This window comes from Cupriavidus necator (assembly GCF_013141915.1).
Lineage (GTDB): Bacteria > Pseudomonadota > Gammaproteobacteria > Burkholderiales > Burkholderiaceae > Cupriavidus > Cupriavidus necator_B.
Map to the genome: position 1 here is coordinate 16,465 of NZ_SROX01000001.1, position 20,469 is coordinate 36,933.

Annotated in this window: 16 protein-coding genes and 1 pseudogene; 3 read left to right on the forward strand and 14 right to left on the reverse strand. The window is 68.6% G+C overall.

The genetic code is table 11. From position 1 onward, the window contains the following. Positions 1-4: 4 nt before the first annotated feature. Entirely contained in the window at positions 5-1,225 is a 1,221-nt protein-coding gene (locus E5S69_RS00070; protein ID WP_216621175.1) for a DUF1624 domain-containing protein, read from the forward strand. Positions 1,226-1,253: 28 nt separating this feature from the next. On the opposite strand, the gene E5S69_RS00075 is transcribed toward E5S69_RS00070, so the two are convergent. The 11 genes from E5S69_RS00075 to E5S69_RS00125 form a co-directional block, all read right to left on the reverse strand. Continuing rightward, positions 1,254-3,143 carry an efflux transporter outer membrane subunit gene (locus tag E5S69_RS00075; protein WP_171512991.1) on the reverse strand — a complete coding sequence of 630 codons (1,890 nt, stop codon included), beginning with the start codon at positions 3,141-3,143 and terminating at the stop codon, positions 1,254-1,256. A 36-nt stretch (positions 3,144-3,179) separates the two neighbouring features. After that, complete coding sequence (locus tag E5S69_RS00080) at positions 3,180-5,141, reverse strand: glycosyltransferase (protein ID WP_171512992.1); 1,962 nt, start codon at positions 5,139-5,141, stop codon at positions 3,180-3,182. Between the two features lie 2 nt (positions 5,142-5,143). Continuing rightward, complete coding sequence (locus tag E5S69_RS00085) at positions 5,144-6,481, reverse strand: hypothetical protein (RefSeq protein WP_236901203.1); 1,338 nt, start codon at positions 6,479-6,481, stop codon at positions 5,144-5,146. Positions 6,482-6,515: 34 nt separating this feature from the next. Continuing rightward, positions 6,516-7,925 carry an HlyD family secretion protein gene (locus tag E5S69_RS00090; RefSeq protein WP_171512994.1) on the reverse strand — a complete coding sequence of 470 codons (1,410 nt, stop codon included), beginning with the start codon at positions 7,923-7,925 and terminating at the stop codon, positions 6,516-6,518. Between the two features lie 528 nt (positions 7,926-8,453). Beyond that, positions 8,454-9,920: an MFS transporter gene (locus tag E5S69_RS00095; RefSeq protein ID WP_171512995.1), complete on the reverse strand. Its 1,467-nt coding sequence runs from the start codon at positions 9,918-9,920 to the stop codon at positions 8,454-8,456. 42 nt (positions 9,921-9,962) lie between these two features. Continuing rightward, positions 9,963-11,903 carry a TRAP transporter large permease gene (locus E5S69_RS00100; RefSeq protein ID WP_171512996.1) on the reverse strand — a complete coding sequence of 647 codons (1,941 nt, stop codon included), beginning with the start codon at positions 11,901-11,903 and terminating at the stop codon, positions 9,963-9,965. Continuing rightward, the gene (locus E5S69_RS00105; protein ID WP_171512997.1) at positions 11,900-12,529 is read right to left on the reverse strand and encodes a TRAP transporter small permease subunit; all 630 of its coding nucleotides are present in this window, start codon (positions 12,527-12,529) and stop codon (positions 11,900-11,902) included. Before E5S69_RS00105 ends, E5S69_RS00100 begins: the two co-directional genes overlap by 4 nt. An 18-nt stretch (positions 12,530-12,547) precedes the next feature. Next, the gene (locus E5S69_RS00110; protein WP_171512998.1) at positions 12,548-13,690 is read right to left on the reverse strand and encodes a TRAP transporter substrate-binding protein; all 1,143 of its coding nucleotides are present in this window, start codon (positions 13,688-13,690) and stop codon (positions 12,548-12,550) included. Positions 13,691-13,986: 296 nt separating this feature from the next. Further along, positions 13,987-14,682 (reverse strand): intradiol ring-cleavage dioxygenase, encoded by a 696-nt coding sequence (locus tag E5S69_RS00115; protein WP_171512999.1) that lies wholly within the window; start codon positions 14,680-14,682, stop codon positions 13,987-13,989. A 64-nt stretch (positions 14,683-14,746) separates the two neighbouring features. Beyond that, on the reverse strand, positions 14,747-14,956 hold the full coding sequence (locus E5S69_RS00120; RefSeq protein ID WP_171513000.1) for a hypothetical protein: 210 nt from the start codon (positions 14,954-14,956) through the stop codon (positions 14,747-14,749). Positions 14,957-15,282: 326 nt separating this feature from the next. Beyond that, entirely contained in the window at positions 15,283-15,750 is a 468-nt protein-coding gene (locus tag E5S69_RS00125; protein WP_171513001.1) for a deaminase, read from the reverse strand. Positions 15,751-15,994: 244 nt separating this feature from the next. Between E5S69_RS00125 and E5S69_RS00130 the strand changes: the two genes are divergently transcribed. Then, the gene (locus tag E5S69_RS00130; RefSeq protein WP_171513876.1) at positions 15,995-16,678 is read left to right on the forward strand and encodes an ankyrin repeat domain-containing protein; all 684 of its coding nucleotides are present in this window, start codon (positions 15,995-15,997) and stop codon (positions 16,676-16,678) included. 77 nt (positions 16,679-16,755) lie between these two features. Continuing rightward, positions 16,756-17,286, forward strand: a complete 531-nt coding sequence (locus E5S69_RS00135) for a MarR family winged helix-turn-helix transcriptional regulator (protein ID WP_216621203.1) — start codon at positions 16,756-16,758, stop codon at positions 17,284-17,286. Between the two features lie 39 nt (positions 17,287-17,325). Here E5S69_RS00135 and E5S69_RS00140 read toward each other — a convergent pair whose 3' ends face one another. From E5S69_RS00140 to E5S69_RS00150, 3 genes and pseudogenes are all read right to left on the reverse strand, one after another. Then, positions 17,326-17,841 (reverse strand): aromatic-ring-hydroxylating dioxygenase subunit beta, encoded by a 516-nt coding sequence (locus E5S69_RS00140; RefSeq protein ID WP_236901144.1) that lies wholly within the window; start codon positions 17,839-17,841, stop codon positions 17,326-17,328. Positions 17,842-17,877: 36 nt separating this feature from the next. Beyond that, positions 17,878-19,167, reverse strand: a pseudogene (locus E5S69_RS00145) (aromatic ring-hydroxylating dioxygenase subunit alpha). 12 nt (positions 19,168-19,179) lie between these two features. Next, positions 19,180-20,460, reverse strand: coding sequence for an NAD(P)/FAD-dependent oxidoreductase (locus E5S69_RS00150; protein ID WP_171513003.1), 1,281 nt, complete (start codon positions 20,458-20,460; stop codon positions 19,180-19,182). Between the last annotated feature and the right edge of the window lie 9 nt (positions 20,461-20,469).

Here is a 20,469-nt window from a genome sequence, read left to right on the forward strand (position 1 = left end):
ATCGATGATGCCGAGACCCCTGGCGCGGACCGCCGCGTCCCGAACCGTGCCGGCCATGCCCGCGTTTGCCGCGCTGGCGCGGCCTGCCAGCGGCAGGCTGCTGTCGATCGACGCTCTGCGTGGGCTGGCGATCCTGATCATGCTGATGGACCATGTGCGCGACATGTTCTTCCTACACGTACCGGTCGCCGATCCGATGGATGTCGCCGCCACCTCGCCGGCGCTGTTTTTTTCGCGGCTGCTGGCCCACCTGTGCGCGCCGGTGTTTATCTGGCTGGCGGGCGTCTCGGCCTGGCTCTACGGCAACGCCGGTCATGACCGGCGCGCGGTCAGCGGCTTCCTGCTCAAGCGTGGCCTGTTCCTGGTGCTGCTGGAGCTGACCCTGGTGGGCTTTGCCTGGACGTGGCGGCTGCCGCCGCAGGTGATCTACCTGCAGGTGATCTGGGCCATCGGCCTGAGCATGGTGGCGCTGGCGGCACTGCTGTGGTTGCCGCGCGCGGCGCTGGTCGCGCTGGGCCTTGCACTGGTGGCGGGGCACAACCTGCTGAGCCCTTTGCACTTTCCGATTGACAGTGCCTGGCACGTGCCCTGGGCGATCCTGCACGACCGCACCTGGCTCGAGGTGGCCGGTGGCTTGCGGGTACGCACCTCGTATCCGGTGCTGCCGTGGATCGGCGTGATCGCGCTGGGCTATGCGGCGGGGCCATGGTTTGCCACGGCCATGCCTGACCGGGCGAGGCAACTGCGGCTGGCCGGGTGCGGCCTGGCGGCGCTGTCCGGGTTTGCGTGGCTGCGCGCGTTCAACGGCTACGGGCAGGAACAGAAATGGCTGCCCGGCGCGGATGCCCTGCATACCGCGATGAGCTTTCTCAACGTCACCAAGTACCCGCCCTCGCTGCTGTTCCTGCTGCTGACGCTAGGCACCGGCTGCCTGCTGCTGGTGTGGCTGGAGCGCGCGCAAGGCGGCCGGCTCGCGCGACGCCTGGCCGTGTTCGGCGCGGTACCAATGTTCTTCTACTTGCTGCACCTGTACGTGCTGCAGGCCCTGTACCAGCTTTGCGTGCACCGCTGGGGGTTGAACCAGGGACGCGTGTTCGGCTTCGGCCAGGTCTGGCAGCTATGGCTGGTGGCAGCGATGCTGGCGCTGGCGTTGTGGCCGGCGGTGCGCTGGTTCGCGGCGCTGAAAGCGATACGGCGGAACTGGCGCTGGCTGAAGTACTTCTGACCAGCGCCTGGATCTGCCGCACGCGGCCTCAGCGCTGGGCGGGTGCGGCCGCAGCCGGCTGCACCGTTGCCGGCGATGGTGCCGTGGAGGGCGACGGCGCCTGCTGTGGCGCCACGGCCTGCGGCTGGGCCGGCGCGGGCGCGGGGGCCATCTGCGTCTGCGCCACGGCTTGAGGCTGCGCCACTGCCTGCGGCTGCGCGGTGGCCTGTGGTCGCATGACGGCTTGCGGCTGCGCCACGGCCTGAGACTGCGCCACTGCCTGTGGCTGGACGACCGCCTGCGGCCGGGCTGTCGCCTGTGGTGGGGCCACCACCTGGGGCCGTGCCGCCGCTCGCGGCTGCGTGGCGGGCACCGCCTGGGCCCCGCCGTTGGCGACCGGCGCGGCTTCGGTCACCTCGCGCCAACCGCCTCCGAGCGCCTTGTACAGCGACACGCGGCTGGTCAGCCCGGCTAGCTTGTAGGTGATCAGCGCCTGCTGCGCGGTGTAGAGCTGGCGCTGCGCATCGAACACGCCGAAGTAATCGTCCACGCCGTTCTTGAAGCGCATCTCCGACAGCCGCCGGGTCTCGCCGCTTTCGCGCACCAGCGCTTCCTGCGCCTGCACCTGGCGCTCATAGGTGGCGCGTGCCGCCATGCTGTCGGCCACTTCGCGGAATGCGGTCTGGATGGTCTTCTCGTAATTGGCGACGTTGATGTCCTTGCGCACGTTGGCCGCATCGAGGCCGGCGCGGTTGCGGCCGGCGTCGAAGATCGGCACCGTCAGCTGCGGCGCGAATACCCACGCCATGCCGCCCGAGAACAAACCGGCCAGGCTGCTGCTGGCCACACCCAGCGCGCCGGTCAGCGAGATGCGTGGGAAGAAGGCCGCGCGCGCGGCACCGATATTGGCGTTCGCCGCCTTGAGCCGGTGCTCCGCGTCGAGAATGTCGGGCCGGCGCACCAGCACGCTGGACGGCAAGCCTTCCGGGAACTCGCTCACCAGCATGCGCGCGTCGAGCGGATCCGGCGTGGGGGCATTCGGCTTGGCGAGCGCGGCACCGGCATCGGTTACCGACATGGGCAGCGGGCCGCCGATCAGCAGCGCCAGCGCGTTCTCGTCCTGCGCCACTTGCCGGGTGTACTGCTCAACGCCCACCTGCGCGGTCTGCACCTGGGTCTGCGCGCGATGCTGGTCCAGCTGCGCCATCGCGCCGACCTGGTGCCCGCGCCGGATCATCTCGGCCGCGTCCTGCTGGGTCTTGAGCGTGTCCTGCGACAGCCGCAGCAGCGCGCGGTCGGCGCGCAGCGTCAGGTAGGCGTTGGCCACCTCCGCCACCAGGCTGATCTGCGCGCTGCGCCGCGCCTCTTCGGTGGCCATGTATTCCTCCAGCGCGGCATGCTTGAGGCTGCGCACGCGGCCGAAGAAATCCAGCTCGAACGCGGTCAGGCCGATGCCCGCGTTGTAGGTCGTGATCTGCGACGGCTGGCCCGGCGAATGCAGCCGTTGCGGCAGCCGCTGCGACACCACCCCAGCGCTGCCCTCCACGGTGGGGAACTGCGCGGCGCGCTGGATCTGGTACAGCGCGCGCGCTTCGTCGATGGCCAGCGTGGCCATGCGCAGGTCGCGGTTGTTGGCCAGCGCCAGTTCGATCAGCTGACGCATTTGCGGATCGATGAAGACATCGCGCCAGCCCAGGTCAGCGGCGGAGGGGCCGGGGCGCTGCGCCGGCTGCCCCGGCTGCGCCGTGCCGTTGGCCGCCTTGGCCTGCGTGGTGCGGTAGGCCGCGCCGTCGGGCCATGCCGACGGGACCGGGGCTTCGGGGCGCTGGTATTGCGGCTCCAGCGTGCAGGCCGCAAGGGCCAGCACAAGGGCGCCCGGCAGCAGCAGGCGCGGCGGCGGCAGGTGGGTACGGCGGCGGGGGCGGGGCAGGCTTCGCATGTATCGTTCCGGAGAGAGAGAAGGAGAGCAGCAGGGTCAGCCCATCAGCGCGCGCCGCATAAAGCGCGAGATCGCCAGCCTGGGCTGCCCCTGTCGGGCAATGTTGTGGGCGGGGTCGGTGAACAGCAGCCGGATCAGCGCGTGGCGCGCGGCCATGCTGGTATGCAGCGCGATGCCGAGCAGCTGGCCGTCGCGGCGCACTACGCGGCACGGGATCCAGCCGGTCTGCGCCAGCCACAGCGCGCCTTCGGCGCCGGGGCGCAAGGCCGGCGCCAGCGGCGTGGTCACGGCTACGCCGTTGCAGGACAGGTCTTTGGTGGTGACGCGGTACTCGCGCCCGTCGACGCGCAGCAGCGCCGCGGCATGGTGCGGAAAGCGCTCTTCCTTGCGCGGCCGCGGCAGTTCCACGCACACCAGCAACGAGGCCAGATACAGCATCAGCGCCACCCCGGTCCAGATCGTGTTGAAGGCCAGTCCTTGCGCATCGGGGTCCACCATCAGCGCGCGGCCAAGCCCGAGCGCTGAGAACCCTAGCAAGCCCGCGTACAACGCAGCAAACTTGCCGTGGATCACCAGCTTGGACCGGTCCAGCCCCTTGTTGGTCACCTTGAACGGCCGTCCGAACGGCTTGAACATGGCGCTGACCAGCGAGGCCGTCACAGCCAGCGCCGCGACGATCTGCGTCACCTCGGTAAAGATTGGCAGCGCGCGTTGCCCGGTGATCCAGATGCTGTACGCCCAGTACGCCACCAGCGCGGGCAGGCCGTAGGCCAGGAACTGCAGCGGCTCGCCGTAGAGCGTGGAGACGCCGAAGTACCAGTACAGCAGCGGCCCCGCCAGCAGCATCAGCGTGAACGGCCGCGACAGCCAGTGCAGCAGCCCGTGCACATAGTGCAGGCGCTGCATGCCGGTGTAGCCGCGCCCGCGCAGCGGCCCGTCGGCGGTCAGCGCCACCTGGATCGTGCCCAGCCCCCAGCGGCTGCGCTGGCTGATGTACTCGGGCAGGCCCTCGGCGGACAGGCCCACGCTCAGGCGCTCGTTGAGCCAGCGCGTGACATAGCCGTGCGGCAGCAGCCGGTAGGTCAGGTGAATATCCTCGGTCACCGTGCCGGTGGGGAAGCCGCCGATCAGGTCGATCAGGTCGCGCCGCACCACGAACGAGGTGCCGATGCAGAACGCCGCGCCCCAGGCATCCTTGGCCGGCTGCATCACGTCGAAGAACGCGCGCTGCTCGTCGACCCAGCATTCGGTGGCACGCAGGTTGTACTGGATCGGATCGGCGTTGTAGTAGAACTGGGGCGTCTGCACCACCCCCACGCGCGGGTCGCTGAACAGGCCCACGGTGCGCAGCAGGATGTTGCGGTGGGGCGCGAAATCCGCGTCCAACACCAGGATGTAGGGCGCGCCGCCGGCGGCGGCGCTGTGGCGCAGGCCGTTGTTCAGATTGCCAGCCTTGGCGTGGGCGTTGTCCGGGCGCGTCACGTAGTGTGCGCCGACGCGCTCGCAGAACTCGCGCAGCCAGTCGCGGCGGGTGTCGTCCAGCACCCAGACGCGGAAATCCGGATAGTCGATCGCCAGCGCGGAGACAATGGTTTTTTCCAGGATCTCGAGCCCCTCGTTGTAGGTGGCGATGAAGATGTCCACCGGCGGCACCTGCTGCGCGCGGCGCAGCGCGGCTTCGCCCGCGTCAGCGGCGGGGGTGTGATTGCTGGTGCGGGCCAGCACCACGATCGACAGCAGCGTGTAGGCCAGCGTGATGCATTCGAACGCAAAGAACAGATGGGCCCAGACGCTGGCGAAGGTCATCTGCCAGTCGGGCAGGGTTTCGCGCAGGCGCCAGGTCAGGTACACGCCGAGCAGCAGCGCGGTGACGCCGCCGAACAGGATGCGGTCCGCCGGCCGTTCATGCCGGCACAGCAGCGACAGCAGCACCACTGCCAGCAGCACGCCGCCGTTGATGATCAGCAGCGTCTGGTTTTCCAGGAAGAGGGCGAACATCGTCAGTCCTTGTTGATGGCAGTGCTGGCAGGGCCGGAGGCGGCGATGGCCGGCGGCGGGCAGGACGGGTCCAGGCAGCCGCCCGGGCGGAACGGGTTCCAGCGCGCGGCGGCCAGCACCGCCCATGCGGTGGCGCCAAGGTGCGGCAGGTGGAAGTAGTGGAAGTCCTCCGTGGTGGAGGTGGGACCGATCGACAGCCCGGTGCTGACACGCGCCTGCGGCGTGGCGTAGAGCATGCCGGACGGCGCACGCTGCGCGCGCAGCAGCGACCACAGCGGTGCGGCCTGCTGCGCCAGTCCCGCGGCCTGCAGCACCAGCGCGGCCTGTCCGGTGCCTTCGGTCCAGATGCCGTCGGGACTGCCCTTGAAGCCGTAGCCGGCACCGGCGCGGTGCTTCGCTTCGACCCAGGCCAGGTTGCGGCGCCAGTCCTGCGGCGGGTCGGGGAAGGCGATCAGCGGCCACAGCACGGCGTCCAGCGCCGACGGGCCGGCATTGGGGGCGCGGCCGTCGTCATGCGTGCCGATGATGAAGCGGCCCTCGCGCGGCTGCCACATGGCGCTGACAAAGCCGCGCGAGCGCGCCGCGCCGTCGCGCCAGCGCGGATCGTTGCGCAGGCTGGCCAGCCAGCTGAAGGCGGCATAGGTGTCGACATTGTGCTCGGTCGATTTCCAGCCCTGGCGGGTCTGCTTTGGCTCATGGCCGAAGAAGCCGCCGATATAGCCGGCCGGGGCGGTGGGATCCGGCACAGTGGCATGCACCCAGCCCATCAGCGCCGCGGCACCGTCGAGATAGCGCGCATCGCGCGTGGCGTCATGCACCGCCAGCAGCAGCAGCGCGGCCCAGGCCACGTTGCCGGTGGCGGTGCCGGCCTGGTAGGCATCTTCGAACCAGCGCTTGCTGGGTTCGTCCCACCAGCCGGGCAGCGGCGCCGGGCCTGCGGGCAATGGCCCCGCGCGGTAGGCGTTGCGCAGGCGCGCGTCGCGGAAGTGGCGGTCCTGGCGGGTGGCTTGCAGCACCGCATCGGCAATGCGGCGGGCTTCAGCGGGCCGCTTGCACGCAACCAGCGCGATGCCGGCCAGCGCGTTGTCGTAGACGAAGGCGGCATTGCGCAGCGCCGGCGCCAGCGGCTCGCCGCCCGGCGCGGGTTCATAGCTGGCGAGGAAGAGAGGCCCGTTGCCCCCGGCGCGGCCGACTTGCTCGGCCAGCGCCTTGCACCCTTCGGCCAGCAGCGCCTGCTGCTCGGCATCGTCGGCGCGCACTACGCCTGACGCCAGCGCCAGCACGGCGGGAAGCAGCGCGCCGGCAACCATGCGGGGCAGGCGTTTAGTCAGGATCGGCAGTCGCATCCGGTTCTCCTTTTGCCTGCGCGGGCGCCTACAGCGATGCCCGCAATTGGCCCAGCCAGCTCTGGTTCAGCGTGACGCGCGCCCAGCGACCCATGCCGCAGTGTCCGGACTGCGCCGGCGCTGCTGGCGTCGCCGCCGCGGCCGTGCCTGCGGTGCCAGGCGTGGCAGCGCTGCCGGAGGCGGCACCGGCCTTTGCCGGCAGGTTGCCCAGCGGGCGGTCGAGCTTGGCGATCACGTAGATCTCGTTCTTCTCGATCGGCGGGAACGGCACGAAATAGCGCGCCTGGTCGCCGTCCGGCGCGCGCGGCAGCACCTCCGCCACCGAGGCCGGCAGCGCCGTGGGCAAGCCGTCGACCTGCACGTTCAGGCGCGCGCCGGGCAACAGGTTATCGCTGAGGCTGCGCGGGAACACCGCCACCACGCGCGTCTGCGCGCAATTGCTGGCGCGAGCCAGCGTGGCGCCGGCGGCGACGCGCATGCCCGGCTGCGCGATCAAGTCTTCGATGGTGCCGGGCTCGGGCGAGCGGATTTCCAGGTTCGAAAGCCGCTCGATGCGTTCCTGCTCGGTGGCGATCATCTCGTCGACGGACTTGCCGTAGGCTTCCAGTTGCTCCAGCTCCGCGGTCAGCTGCGCCGCTTCGGCGCCCAGCACCTGGCGCCGCTGCGCGAGCGTGGCGCTGGGGCCGTCGGTGGACGAGGCATAGACCTTGTTGCGCGAGGCCTGGCTTTCGCCGATGGCGTTGTCGAGCTCGGCCTTGGCCGCCGCCTTGGCGTTGGACAGCATCGACAACTGGTAGCGCGAGGCATTGGTATAGGCCTCGCTGACCGCGCCCGCCCACTGCATGCTCTGGTTGCGGTTGACCACTTCTTGCTGCTGGTCTTCCTGCGCCCGGGCCGAAGCCAGGCGCGCTTCCAGCGCGCGCACGCGCGTGGCGTGCTCGCGTTGCGCGGCGCTGTTGTAGCGCTGCAGGTCCTCGTCGGTGGCGGCCATCAGCCGGCGGTTGCTTTCCAGCCGCGCCTTGGCCGAGTCATAGCGCTGCTGGTTGTCGAGCTTCTTGCCGGTCAGGTCGACCAGCAGCGCACGGTCGATGTTGGGGTTCTGCACCACCATCAGCGCCTGGTTGGCCGTGAACGGCTGGCCCGCGGCCACCATCTGCTTCATCACCATGCCTTCCACCGGCGACGTCACCAGGCTGACGGGGCTGTTCACCACCGCGCGTTCCGACGACCGCGTAAACACATTTGGAAACATGATCGTCAGCACGGCCCAGATGATGAACAGCACCACGCCATAGCCCGCCATGCGCGGCACGATATGCCAGAGCGGCACGGCGACGGGCTGGGGGCGTTGTACCAGCCCGTCGCCATGGGGGTGGCGCAGCGGGGCCGGCGTCAGCGGATGTGGTCTGGGTGGTGGATTGTTGCGCTGGTCGGCCATGGTGTTGTTCTCCCGCAAGCAAAGTCAAAAAGCATCCCCGCCGGCATCCATGCGGGATGTCGGACGAGCGTGTTCTTCTGGCAAGCGGGCGGCATCGCGCAAGGGCTGTCGCGCGTGGCCCGGCTTGCAAGTCCCCAATTCAGCTTGTTGTCTGCAGCGCGCGCGATGTGGCTGAGCCGTATCGGCGCACTTTGCAATCGGGCCGAGATACCGCATGCAGCGCCACGCGGCCCGTGGATTTGCCCGGCTTCATCCAGGCAGAGTTGAACAATGGCCAGTCATGGCCAAGAAATGGCAGCCCGCTGAAGCAAAGATTCCCGCACTCAGGCCGCCGCAGGTGAGTTAAGGCTAGTCAGTTGCCCCTTCGCTTGCTGTAAAAATGTGTAAGAGCAGGCTGTAGCACTGCTTAATACGGCATTAACATGGCATGCGCTTCACCGCCGGTAGGGAGCGCACAGAGCCTAGGTAGATGCGGTTTCACGCTGCGCCGGCGGGTGTGCCCGAGCACCGAATGGCCGTGCAGCGAAGCTAGTCGTCGCTGCCGAGCGGCGGCGCGATGTGCTCCAGCGGGCGGCGCTCGGCATCGATGCCGAAGCGCAGCGCCAGCAGTCCGGCCACGATCACCAGTGCCGCGCCGAAGCCGTAGCCCGCCGCCACCGCTTCGCGGCTGCCGCTTTCGATCAGCGCGCCCAGCAGCAGCGGCGCGATGAAGCCGCCGGTGCCGGTGCCTACGGCGTAGAACACCGAGATCGCCAGCGCGCGCATTTCCAGCGGAAACACCTCGCTCGCGGTCAGGTAGGCGGAACTGGCTGCGGCGGAAGCGAGGAAGAACACCGCCGACCAGCACAGCGCCTGCGTGCGCGCGTCGAGCCAGCCTTGCACGAAGGCCCAGCCGGTCAGTGCCAGGCCGATGCCGGACAGCACATAGGTGGCGGCGATCATGCGCCGGCGCCCGACATGGTCGAACAGCGGGCCGAGCAGCAGCGGCCCCAGCGCGTTGCCGAGCGCGAACGGGAAGATGTACAGCGCCACGCGCGCCTCCGGCACCCCGTAGAAGCGCGACAGCACCAGCGCATAGGTGAAGAAGATCGCGTTGTAGAAGAAGGCCTGCGCCACCATCAGCGCCAGCGTGATGAGGCTGCGCTGGCGATAGCGCCGCAGCAGCAGGCGCATCACTTCGCCCACGCCCGGCGCGGCGCGCCGGCGCATCGCCACCGCGGCGCAATCGGGCGACACTGGCGGCAGCGGCCCATGGCCGGCGCGCACCTCGGCCTCGATCGCGGCGATGACGCGTTCGGCTTCTTCGAGCCGGCCATGCGTGGCCAGCCAGCGCGGGCTTTCCGGCACGTGCCGGCGCACCAGCACGATCGCCACTGCCAGCGCCGCGCCCAGCGCGAAGCAGGCCCGCCAGCCCCATACTGGGCCGAATACGCGCGCATCGAGCAGCACCAGGCTCAGTCCCGCGCCCAGCGCCGCGCCGAGCCAGAAGCTGCCGTTGATGGCGAGGTTTACGCGCCCGCGCACGCGCGCGGGAATCAGTTCGTCGATGGCGGAATTGATGGCCGCATACTCGCCGCCGATACCCAGCCCGGTGAAGAAGCGGCACGCGGCAAAGAAGGCAAAGCCGGGCGCGAACGCAGTCGCCAGCGTGGCCACCATGTAGACCGCGAGCGTGGCCAGGAACAGGCGCTTGCGCCCGAGCCGGTCGGCCATGCGCCCGAATACCAGGGCACCCACCACCGCCCCCGCGATGTAGAGCGAGCCCGACCAGCCGACCTGGGTCGCGGTGAGCCCGAGCGTATCGGGCCGTTCCAGCACGGCGCCGACCGAGCCGACCAGCGTGACCTCGAGGCCATCGAGGACCCAGGCGACGCCCAGCGCGATCGCCACGCGCCAGTGCCAGCGCGACCACGGCAGCCGGTCAAGCCGCCCGGGAATGTCGGTGCGGAAGGTGGTATCGGGCGACGGGCTGGCGAGGGCGGTATCGGTTGGCATTGCCAACCAGTATAGGAAACGGGCGCCAGCGTGCCGCGGTGCTCAGCGGTACAGCACCGTCGGCAGCCACAGGCCGATGCCGGGAAAGACGTAGAGCAGCACCAGCGCAATCAGCTGGATGCCCATGAACGGCAGCATGCCGAGGAAGATCTGGTTCAGCGTGACATGCGGCGGCGCCACGCCTTTCAGGTAGAACGCCGCCATTGCCACCGGCGGCGACAGGAACGCGGTCTGCAGGTTCAGCGCCACCAGCAGGCCGAAGAACAGGGGGTCGATGCCGAAGTTGTCGAGCAGCGGGATAAAGATCGGCATGAAGATGATGATGATCTCGGTCCACTCCAGCGGCCAGCCCAGCAGGAAGATGATGACCTGCGCCAGGATCATGAACTGCACCGGCGACAGGTTCATCGACAGCACCCAATGCTCGACCAGCGCCTGCCCGCCGAGCAGCGCGAAGGCGGCCGAGAAGATCGACGAGCCCACGAACAGCCAGCACACCATGGCGCTGGTCTTGGCCGTCAGCAGCACCGATTCCTTGACCACGCGGAAGTTGAGCTGCCGGTAGGCGGCAGCCAGCAGCGCACCGCCGAGCGAGCCGACCGCGGCTGCCTCGGTCGGCGTGGCCAGCCCGAACACGATTGAGCCCAGCACCGCGACGATCAGCAGCGCGAGCGGGAAGAACGACGACAGCAGCATCTTGAAGATTTCCACTCGCGCAAAACTGAAGCGCCAGTAGAAGTACACCAGCACCAGCCCCACCACCGCCAGCGTGATCCAGAACCAGCGCGGTGCCGAGATCGCGGTCGCCGCCGGGGCTGGCCCCGCATCCGCTTGCGCGGTGGCCGGCGCGGCAGGCTTGGCGGCGGCCGGCGCTGCGGGTGCCGCGGGTGCGGCTTGCGACGGCTCTGCCGCGGGCGCGGTGGCATCCTCGGCCGGCGGAGCCGCCAGCTCGTCCACCGCCGCGCTGCTTTCCTCGGCGCCACCCAGCGACAGTGGCGATTCCGCCGAGATGCTGGCGGCCGGGGCGGTAACGGCGCTGTAGATCGTGCCCATCACCAACGCCACGGCGAGCGCCGGCAGCAGGACAATGCCGAGCTGGCGCGCGAACACGGCCGTGGGCAGCTCGGCGTTGCGCGGCCCCTTGAGCGCGCGCACCAGGCCGCTACCCAGCGCAGGCAGCGCATGGGAGGCGCCACGGGCTTCCAGCGTGCGCGCCAGCGGCGGCAGCGGCACCACCCGCTCTGCTTCCGGCAGCGGCGGGGCCAGTGCGGGCTTGAGCTTGGCCAGCAGCAGGATGTAGACGATGTAGAGCGCGGTCAGCATCAGGCCGGGGAAGAACGCGCCCGCATAGAGCTGCACCACCGATACGCCGGCGGTGGCGCCGTAGACGATCAACAGCACCGATGGCGGGATCAGGATGCCGAGGCAGCCGCCCGCGGTCACCGCGCCGGCCGACAGCGACGTGCTGTAGCCCGCGCGCAGCATCGCCGGGAAGGCCAGCAGCCCCATCAGCGTGACCACCGCGCCGACGATGCCGGTAGCGGTGGCGAAGATCGCGCAGGTCACCAGCGTGGCCACCGCGAGCGAGCCCGGGATCCATGCCAGCGCGAGGTGCAGGCTGCGGAACAGCTTCTCGATCAGGTTCGAGCGCTCGACCAGGTAGCCCATGAACACAAACAGCGGGATCGAGATCAGCACATCGTTCGTCATCACCGCATAAGCGCGCTGCACCATCAGGTCCAGCGTCTGCTGTACCGCGATCTCCGGGTTGGCGTGGCGGTACGCCAGCCAGGAAAACAGCACGCCCATGCCCATCAGCGTGAACGCGGTGGGGAAGCCCAGCATGATCGCCACCACAATCAGCGCCAGCATCAACAGGCCCAGGTGCCCGTTGGTCCAGTTCGCCGGGGCGGGCATGAACCACGCCACGGCACCGATGATCAGCGCCATCAGCCCCACACCGAACCACAGTTCCTTCCTCATCGGCCGGCTCCCGGCGGTTGGTCGCGCGGCGGCAGGGATTCAGCCAGCTCGACCGTGGGCGTGCCCTGCACCATCTCCTTGAGCTTGTCGACGTCGACCTCTTCGACATCGCCCTCGCGCGGCGGCCAGTGGCCGCTGCGCAGGCAAAGGATGCAGCGGATGGTCTCGGCCATGCCCTGCAGGAGCAGCAACGCGCCGGCCACCGGAATCACCGCCTTGAACGGATAGATGGGCGGGCCATCGGCGGCGACCGAGGAGTGTTCGTTCTGCGCCAGCGAGACCTGGAAGAAGTCGATGCCGGCCCAGGCCAGCGCGATCACGCCGGGGAAGAAGAAGGCCAGGTACAGCACCAGGTCGATGCTGGCCTGCATCCGCGGCGTCAGGAAGCCGTAGAGGATATCGCCGCGCACGTGGCCCCGCTTGGCCAGCGTGTAGGCGCCGGCCAGCATGAAGAGCGTGCCGTACAGCATGTTGCTGGCATCGAACACCCATGCGTGCGGCGCGCCCAGCGCATAGCGCGAGAACACCTCGTAGCTGATCATCAGCGTGAGCCCGATGATCAGCCACGACGCGGCCTGGCCGACGAAGGTGCTGACCCAGTCGATACGCAGCAGCAGGCGTTGCACGGCGCGTATCCCGCGGGCTCAGCTGCGCTTGGCGAAGTAATGGCTGGACGCCAGCCGGTAGTCGACGTTAGTGTCGTTCTGCCAGCGCGTGGAGCGCTGCGCGAAGGCCTTCATCGAATCATTGACCTTCTTGAACATGGGGTTCTCTTTTTCCTTGCGCGCGACGATCTCGTCCCAGATCTTCAGCTGCGCCTGCAGCACGGAGTTGGGGGTGGCGTAAAACTTCACGCCTTGCTGCTGCAGCGCCAGGTAGTCCTTGGAGTAGCGGTCGATGGCCTTCATCGACATGTCGGCCGAGGCCGCCTCCACCGCATTGCCGATCAGCGCCTTGAGCTTCGGCGGCAGCGCGTCGTAGCGCTTCTTGTTGAACAGGATCTCGAATTGCTCGGAGCACTGGTGGAAGCTGCGCAGCATGCAGACCTTGGACACGTCCTGGAAGCCGAGCGCGCGGTCGGAGCTGGCGTTGTTGAACTCCGCCGCATCGAGCAGCCCGCGGTCCAGCGCCGGCACGATCTCGGCGCCCGGCAGCGCGTTCACCGCGGCGCCGAGGCCGGTGAAGATGTCGATCGACAGGCCGACGGTGCGGAACTTCAGGCCCTTGAAGTCTTCCGGCTTGGTGATGGGCTTCTTGAACCAGCCCAGCGGCTGGGTCGGCATCGGCCCGTACAGGAACGACACCACGTCCAGGTTCAGGCTGCGGTAGATCTCCTGCTGCAGCTCCTTGCCACCACCGTACTTGTGCCAGGCCAGCAGCATGTTCGGGTCCATGCCCCAGGCCGGCCCCGAGCCCCACAGCGCCAGCGCCGAGTTCTTGCCGTACCAGTACGCGATCACCCCATGGCCGCCGTCCAGCGTGCCCTTGCTGACCGCGTCGATCAGGTCGAAGGCCTTGACCACCGCGCCCGCGGGCAGCAGCTCGATCTTGAGGTCGCCGCCCGACATGTCGTTGACCTTGGTGACGAAGTCGCCGGCGAACTCGTGAAAAATATCCTTGGTCGGCCAGGTGCTCTGCCAGCGCATCGTGACCGGCCCCTGCGCCTTGACGATGGCCGGGAAGCCCATTGCCGCCGCACCGGCGGCGGCGCCGGCGGCGCCACCCAGGAAGCCGCGCCGGGACACCCCGCTGCTCCGCCCATCTGATTTGCTCGCCCTGGATGCCATGACCGTCTCCCTTTGCTGAGTGTGGGACTACCCCGCGAGCGTGCCGGCCATGGGGCCTAGGCCGCTCGCCACTGACGCGAACACCGGAAAAGTCGGGAAAAACTGGAGCATGCGGTGCCAGCGGACGCGCGGCAGTCCTGCGGACAGGCAGGGGTTGCCGGGCAGGTGGCCCGTGATTCCCTTCATGGTAGGAAAGGCACAGACAACCACAATCTAGGGATTACCCGCGCGGTGTGCGCCGGCGCACTTTGTGGCTGCGCTACGCGGCGAACGCGGCTGGCGTGCCTGCCGCCAGCTCAGGCGCGCGCGATGCCGACCGTGAAGCGGGCTTCGAGCACCCCCGCGGCATCGGGGGTCTGGCGCACCTCCATCAGGTTAGGGCGCGCACCCGCGATGGGGTCCTGCGCGGTGGCGCGCGACGGCACGCCGTGCGCGCGATAGGCCGGATGGCTGCTAAGGATCTCGCGGTTGAGCGCGTCGCTGAAGTACAACTGGCTGGTCAGCGCTTCGGCGCTTCCGAGCAGCACCTTGAAGTGGATATGGATGGCGCGCGACGGGTACCAGCCGGGATAGATCGAGGTGAAGGTGGCGACGCCGTCGCTGCTTGCGGGCTGGACGCCGCGCAGGAAGCGCGCCTGACGGTCACCGTGGCCTTCGCCGCTGTAGTGGCCTTGTGCATCGCAGTGCCAGACGCTGACCAGGGCGCCCGGCACGGGTGCGCAGCCATGCCCGGCATCGACGACCCGGATGTGCAGCCGCAACGGCTGGCCCGGGTGGCCGTCGCGGATATCGGCCCGCACCAGGGCGTCGTCCAGATAGAAAGGGCCTTCGGTGGCGGCCGGTGTCAGCAGGCACGCGGCGGGCGTTGCCGCTGCGGCCATGCCCGGCGCGATGCCGGCCGCAGCCAGCAGGCCCAGGTCGCGCAGGAAGCGACGGCGCGCGCCGTCGGGGTCTGCCGGAACACCGGCGCCAAGCGCCGGGGCCGTGGTCATGGTGGCCTCCGTGGTGTTGCGAGTGGGCCGGGCGGCGCTTGCCACGGCACGCTGGGCCGCGGCCTCAGCGTCCCATGGCCTTCAGCATGGAATAGCCGTGGCTGGTGATGCGCGGCGCCTGCCGGCAACCGTGCAGGACCTCCAGGTGTACCAATTGCTTTTCGACCAGGGCCTTGAGGTCGGTGGGGTCGATCTGGCGGGAATCGCTGGAATCGAGGGAATCGGGGCCGTCGCTCAGCAACAGCAGCGTGGCAAGTTCATGCGGGCTCAGCACGTTCGTCTCCTTGGTTAGAGGGGGGCGTTTGCTGGGAGTCTGCGCGGCGGCATCGCGCCGGCGGGGAAGGCGAAACACGATCGTGGAGACAACGCGGCACATGCGCTGCGCATGTTGCGCTGCAATGCTGCAGCGCCGCCGCGAGTCCCGCGCAATCCACTGGTTTGACGGGATGGGCTGCGTACGGTTCCTCGCTACCGCAGGCCGTTACATGTGACGCGGCGTCGCATTGCCGTCATGACCATACTAGCCCGATCGGGTGACAATACGATGGCCATGCCGGCGTCGTGGACAAGGGCGCGGCAGCCGACCGCGCCCCGCCGCCTTTACTGTTCCTGCCGTGCGCGCCAGGCATGGTACAGGTCGACGCCTTCGTCGCGCGCCGGAACGTAGGCCAGTTTCATCTCGCGCTGGTCCAGCGGCCGGGCCAGTTCGACGTAGCCGCGCTCGGCGGACAGGTCGTAAGGAGCGCCGTCCTCGTTGGAATACGCGTAGTAGACCGACTCGACGCCGGCCAGGTACATCGCCGTCAGGCACATCGGGCAGGGATAGCCGCTGGCGTACACGGTGCACCCGCTCAGGTCGGGTTTGCCCAGCGCGCGGCTGGCGGCGCGCACCGCCTGCATCTCGGCATGCGCGCTGGGATCGCAGGTGGCATCGACTTCGTTGACCGCGCGGGCCAGCACCGTGCCGTCCTTGACCACCACGGCGCCAAAGGGCCAGGTATTGCGCTCGCGCACGTTCTCCATGGCGAGGCGGATGGCATCCAGCAGATAGGCTTCGGTGGTCGACACGCGTTGTCTCCTGTCAGGCCTGGCCCGCGCAGGCAAACGTGATGCGGGCCTCGCGAATATAGGCCAGCGTGCGCAGGGAGGGTGGCGCGGGTTGTTATAGAGCGTATTCGGGCGCCGGACGCTATTGCGGGAGGCACTGGCGCGCATTTGCATCCTTAACTTCGCGTGCCGAGGGCAGCGTGCCAGAATGCGGCCGATGTATCCCTATACCTTTCCCCTGACGCATTCGCAGGGAGGCATCCACATGCTGTTGGCGCGCCTGTTCCGTTGCCTTTCCCTTTCCCTTGCCTTGGTCATCGCCATGCTGACACCTGTCCCCGCCGCCGCTAGCGCGACGCCTGAGCAGCAACTGCGCGAGGCCGCGGCGCGCGGCAACGCCAAGCAGGTCAGCGCACTGCTGGCCCAGGGCGCCACCATCGACGCCCGCGACGCGCAGGGGCGCACGGCGCTGCTGCTGGCCACGCACCACAACCGCGTGCAGGCGGCGCGGGTGCTGATCGACGCCGGTGCGGACGTGAACGCGCAGGACGCCATCCACGACAGTCCCTACCTCTATGCCGGTGCGCGCGGCTACAACGAGATCCTGCGCCTCACGCTGGCTAACGGGGCCGACCTGCGCAGCACCAACCGCTACGGCGGCACCGCGCTGATTCCGGCGGCCGAGCGCGGCCACGTCGAGACCGTGCGCACGCTGATCGCGGCCGGCGTGGCGGTGAACCATGTGAACAAGCTCAAGTGGACGGCCTTGCTCGAGGCCATCATCCTGGGCAACGGGGGGCCGGCCCATACCGAGATCGTGCGCCTGCTGGTCAAGGCGGGTGCCGACGTGAACCTGGCCGACGGCGACGGCGTGACGCCGCTGCAGCATGCGCGCCAGCGCGGCTATGCGCGGATCGAACAGATCCTCTTTGCCGCTGATGCGCGCTGAACCTTTGCGCCGCAAGGCGGCTTGCTCTCGTCTGCCTCATATATACTGTCAGTGTGCATACAAAATTGGTGAAGGCGATGTCTGCGAGAGCGAAACGCAACGCAACGAGCGGCAGTAATGAGGTGACGGATACCGTGCCGGAAGCCGATCCGGCAAAGGAACTGCTCTGGGCCCGTCCAGGGTTCCTGGTGCGGCGCTTGCACCAGATCCACGTCGCGATGTTCTTCGAGGAGTGCAAGTCGCCCAATATCACGCCCGTGCAATATGCCATCCTGACGGTGCTATCGGTGCTGCCGGGGCTGGATCAGACCTCGCTCGGGCAGGAGGTCGGTTTGGACCGGACCACGACCGCCGACGTCGTCCGCCGACTTGAAGAGCGTGGATTGGTAGAGCGCCGCGACAACCCAGCCGACCGGCGCACCCGCCATGTCTACCTGACGCGGGAAGGCAAGAGCGTGGTCACGGCGCTGCGTGCCGACATGGCGCGTGCGCAGGAGCGCATGCTGGCGCCGCTCAAGCCTGCTCAGCGCGAAGTGTTCATGGACCTGCTGGCGACGCTGGTGGAAGCCAACAACCAGTACAGCCGCACCGTGCTGCGCAGCATGTAAGCCCGGCGGCGGGCGCAAGGCCCGCCGCGGGAAAGTGGCCTAGACCGGGTAGACCAGGTCGTTGGCAATGATGGTGGTATCGTAGACTGCCTGCCGCTCGCGCAGCAGCAGCCTGCCACCCTGGCGGCGGAAGCGGTCGTAGTAGGTCCCCGCCAGGTGGATGGTGGTGGGGCCTTCCACCAGCGTTTGCAGCAGCATGTAGTTGGCCTGTGCCAGGATGTCGCCGTCCGCGGTTTCGTCGCTGACGCGCGTGTTGGTGACCAGATGCAGATTGTAGCGAGGCGCGAACATCTGGGTATTGGCAATGGCCGAGGCGCGGTCGCGCATCATGCCGATGCCTTCCGCATAGACCAGCCCCACCGGCAGCCCGCGTTCGGCGTTCTCGCGCGCGGTGATCCGGTAGAGGGCGTCGTCGGTGAAGAAGCGGGGCCATTGCTCGACCAGGCCGGCGTCGAGCACGGCGCAATAGTCTGCGTGGAAGGCGTCGATCTCCAGGCGCAGTTCGATGGCGCGTGCGGCACCGAGCGCGCTCTCGCGATACAGGGAGTAGTTCATCGGTTTCATGTTCGGAAAATCCCGTTGTTGGTTCTTTCAGAACCCCATCACGCCGCGGTAATACTGGTACATCGCGCGGATGGCGGATTCGGAGATCAGCGAGCTGGATGTGCCGATCTGGCCGGGATCGAGCTTGAGCACGTTGAGGTCGCTGCTGGAGCGCCGCACGCCTTCCTGCACGAACTTCATCGCCTCGTTGTCCTCCAGCCCCAGGAATCCTGCGGGCCCCATCAGGTTGCCCTGGCGCAGGCGGTGTTGCGTCATCTCCTCGGTATCGTCCTCGTAGCCGAACATGGTCCACAGCATCAGCATGCTGTCCGGCCCGTTGGGCACGATCTGGCGCACCCCGAGGGTGTTCATTTCGCGCTGCACGACCAGGTTCGGCCAGATCGTCTGCATCGTCACCGACCACGGCGAATCGAACTCTTTCACATACTCCAGGAAGCGTTCGTCTTCCAGGCGCATGCCCTCATGGTATGAGCGCATCTCCTTCTTGTTCTCGTCGCTGACGGCCGCGTACTTGTCTTCCTTCTTCGCCGACGCCATGGTGCCGTGCCGCCCGTGCACCGGATCGGCGATCATGGCGCTTTCATTGCCCGCCACCAGCAGCCCGAACACCACCAGGAAGGAGTGCAGCAGCGTGGCGTGGTACGGGTCCTTGAGGTTCTCGTGGTACATCTTCCAGTTGCACGGGAGTTCGTTTTTGTAGTACCCGAGCACCTTGAGCGGCTTGCCGTTGAAGACGATGTCGAAGTCCTTGAGGATCTCCGGCGTCAGGTAGTCTTCCAGGCTTTCCATGTCCGCCGCGTACGAGGCGAAGACTACGCCGTTGCGCGTGGCCACGTTCAGCTTGACCAGGCCGTGGTCCTCGTTGCGGAAGTCCCTGGGCATGCCGCCCGCGCGATTGACGCCGCGCTTGAACGGAACGCCCTGCAGGTTGCCCTTGAGGTCGTAGGACCACTGGTGATAGGGGCAGACGAATTCCTTCGCATTGCCCTGGCTGTGGCGGCAGAACTCGGCGCCGCGGTGCGCACAGCGATTTTCGAAGACGTTGACCGAGCCATCTTCGGCGCGCGACACCACCACCGGCGTCGCGCCGACATAAGAGCGCTTGTAGTCGCCGGCGTTGGGGATCTCCGCTTCGAGCGCGACGTAGTTCCAGGAGCGTCCGCGAAAGATCTTCTGCAGCTCCAGGTCGTGCACCTCCTTGCTGGTATAGACCCAGTCCGGGATGTAGTGCAGGCTGTCTTCGGGTCAACGGCATTCGGCCAGGCCGGCGTCTTTCTTGCCCAGGGTGTGCTGGATTACCGCTTGTGTCTGGTACATGTGGGAGTCCTTTCAGAGTGTAGTGGGGCTCGCCGCTGCCGTCGGGACCTCGCGCATCAGCTGTCGCAGCGGCAAGGCGTCGTCGCACAGCCGTGGCAGCAGGTCTTCGACGGCATGGCCGAAAAGCGCGCGCAACGGCCGCAAGTCGCCGCCGGCATTGATGGCGATGGCGTGGCTGAGCCGGCCGTGCCGGGTGCCAAGCAACATGAACCTGGGGCACGGCGCGTCGCTGGCGGCGATGCCGCGCCAGGCATAGCGGGTATCGGGAGTGGCGGCGCCGAGCATCTGCACGTTGCAGCCGAACTGGTCGGTCCAGAACCACGGCATCGCCGCGGGTTCGGCCTGCGTTCCCAGCATGGCCGCGGCGGCGATGCGCGCCTGCTCGTTGGCGCCTTGCCAGGATTCCAGACGCATGTGGGCGCCGAAGCGGGGCTGGTACTGGCTGCAGCAATCGCCCGCGGCATAGATGCCGGCCGCGCTGGTGCGGCCCTGCGGGTCGACCCGGATGCCGCCGTTGGCGGGGTCCAGTGCCAGGCCGGCGGCGGCGCCAAGCGCCACCTCGGGCGTCAGCCCGATCGCGACGACCACCAGCGGCGCCTGCAGCACCTCGCCATCCGCAAGCCGCACCTGCACGCCATCGGCCTGCGGCACCAGCGCCGCGATGGCGCAGTCGAGCCGCAGCGCAACGCCTTGTGCAAGCACGCGCTGCGCCAGCCAGTTGCCAAGCTCAGGCGGCACCGCGCGGCCGAGCAGCCGGCCGGCGCTTTCGATCAGCGTGACCCCCAGACCGAGGCCGGCCGCGGTCGAGGCCGTTTCCAGGCCAAGGAAGCCGCCGCCGATCACGATCACCTCACGCGCGCGCCGCATGGCATCGCGCAGGCGGGCGGCGTCGTCGAGCGTGCGCAGGTAGTGCACGTGGGGCGTGCCCGGCGGCAGCGCGGGCAGGATGCGCGCATTGCCGCCTGTGGCGAGGAGGCAGGCGGCGTAGCGAATGGCCTTGCCATCGGCGCAGTGCGCCACGCTGCGTGCGGGGTCCAGCGCGGTGACCGTGGTGCCAAGCCGCAGCTCGATCTCCTGCCCGGCATAGAAGCCGGGGGGGTGCACGCCGATCTTGCCGTCCTGCGCGGCGTCGGTGAGCACGGACTTGGACAGCGGCGGGCGTTCGTACGGTGCATGGCGCTCGCCGCCGGCCATGACGATGCGCCCGTCATGGCCCAGCCTGCGCAGTTCGGCAGCGGCCATCGCGCCAGCCTGGCCGGCGCCGACAATCAGGATGGGGGTGTCTTGTGGCATGCTCGGCAC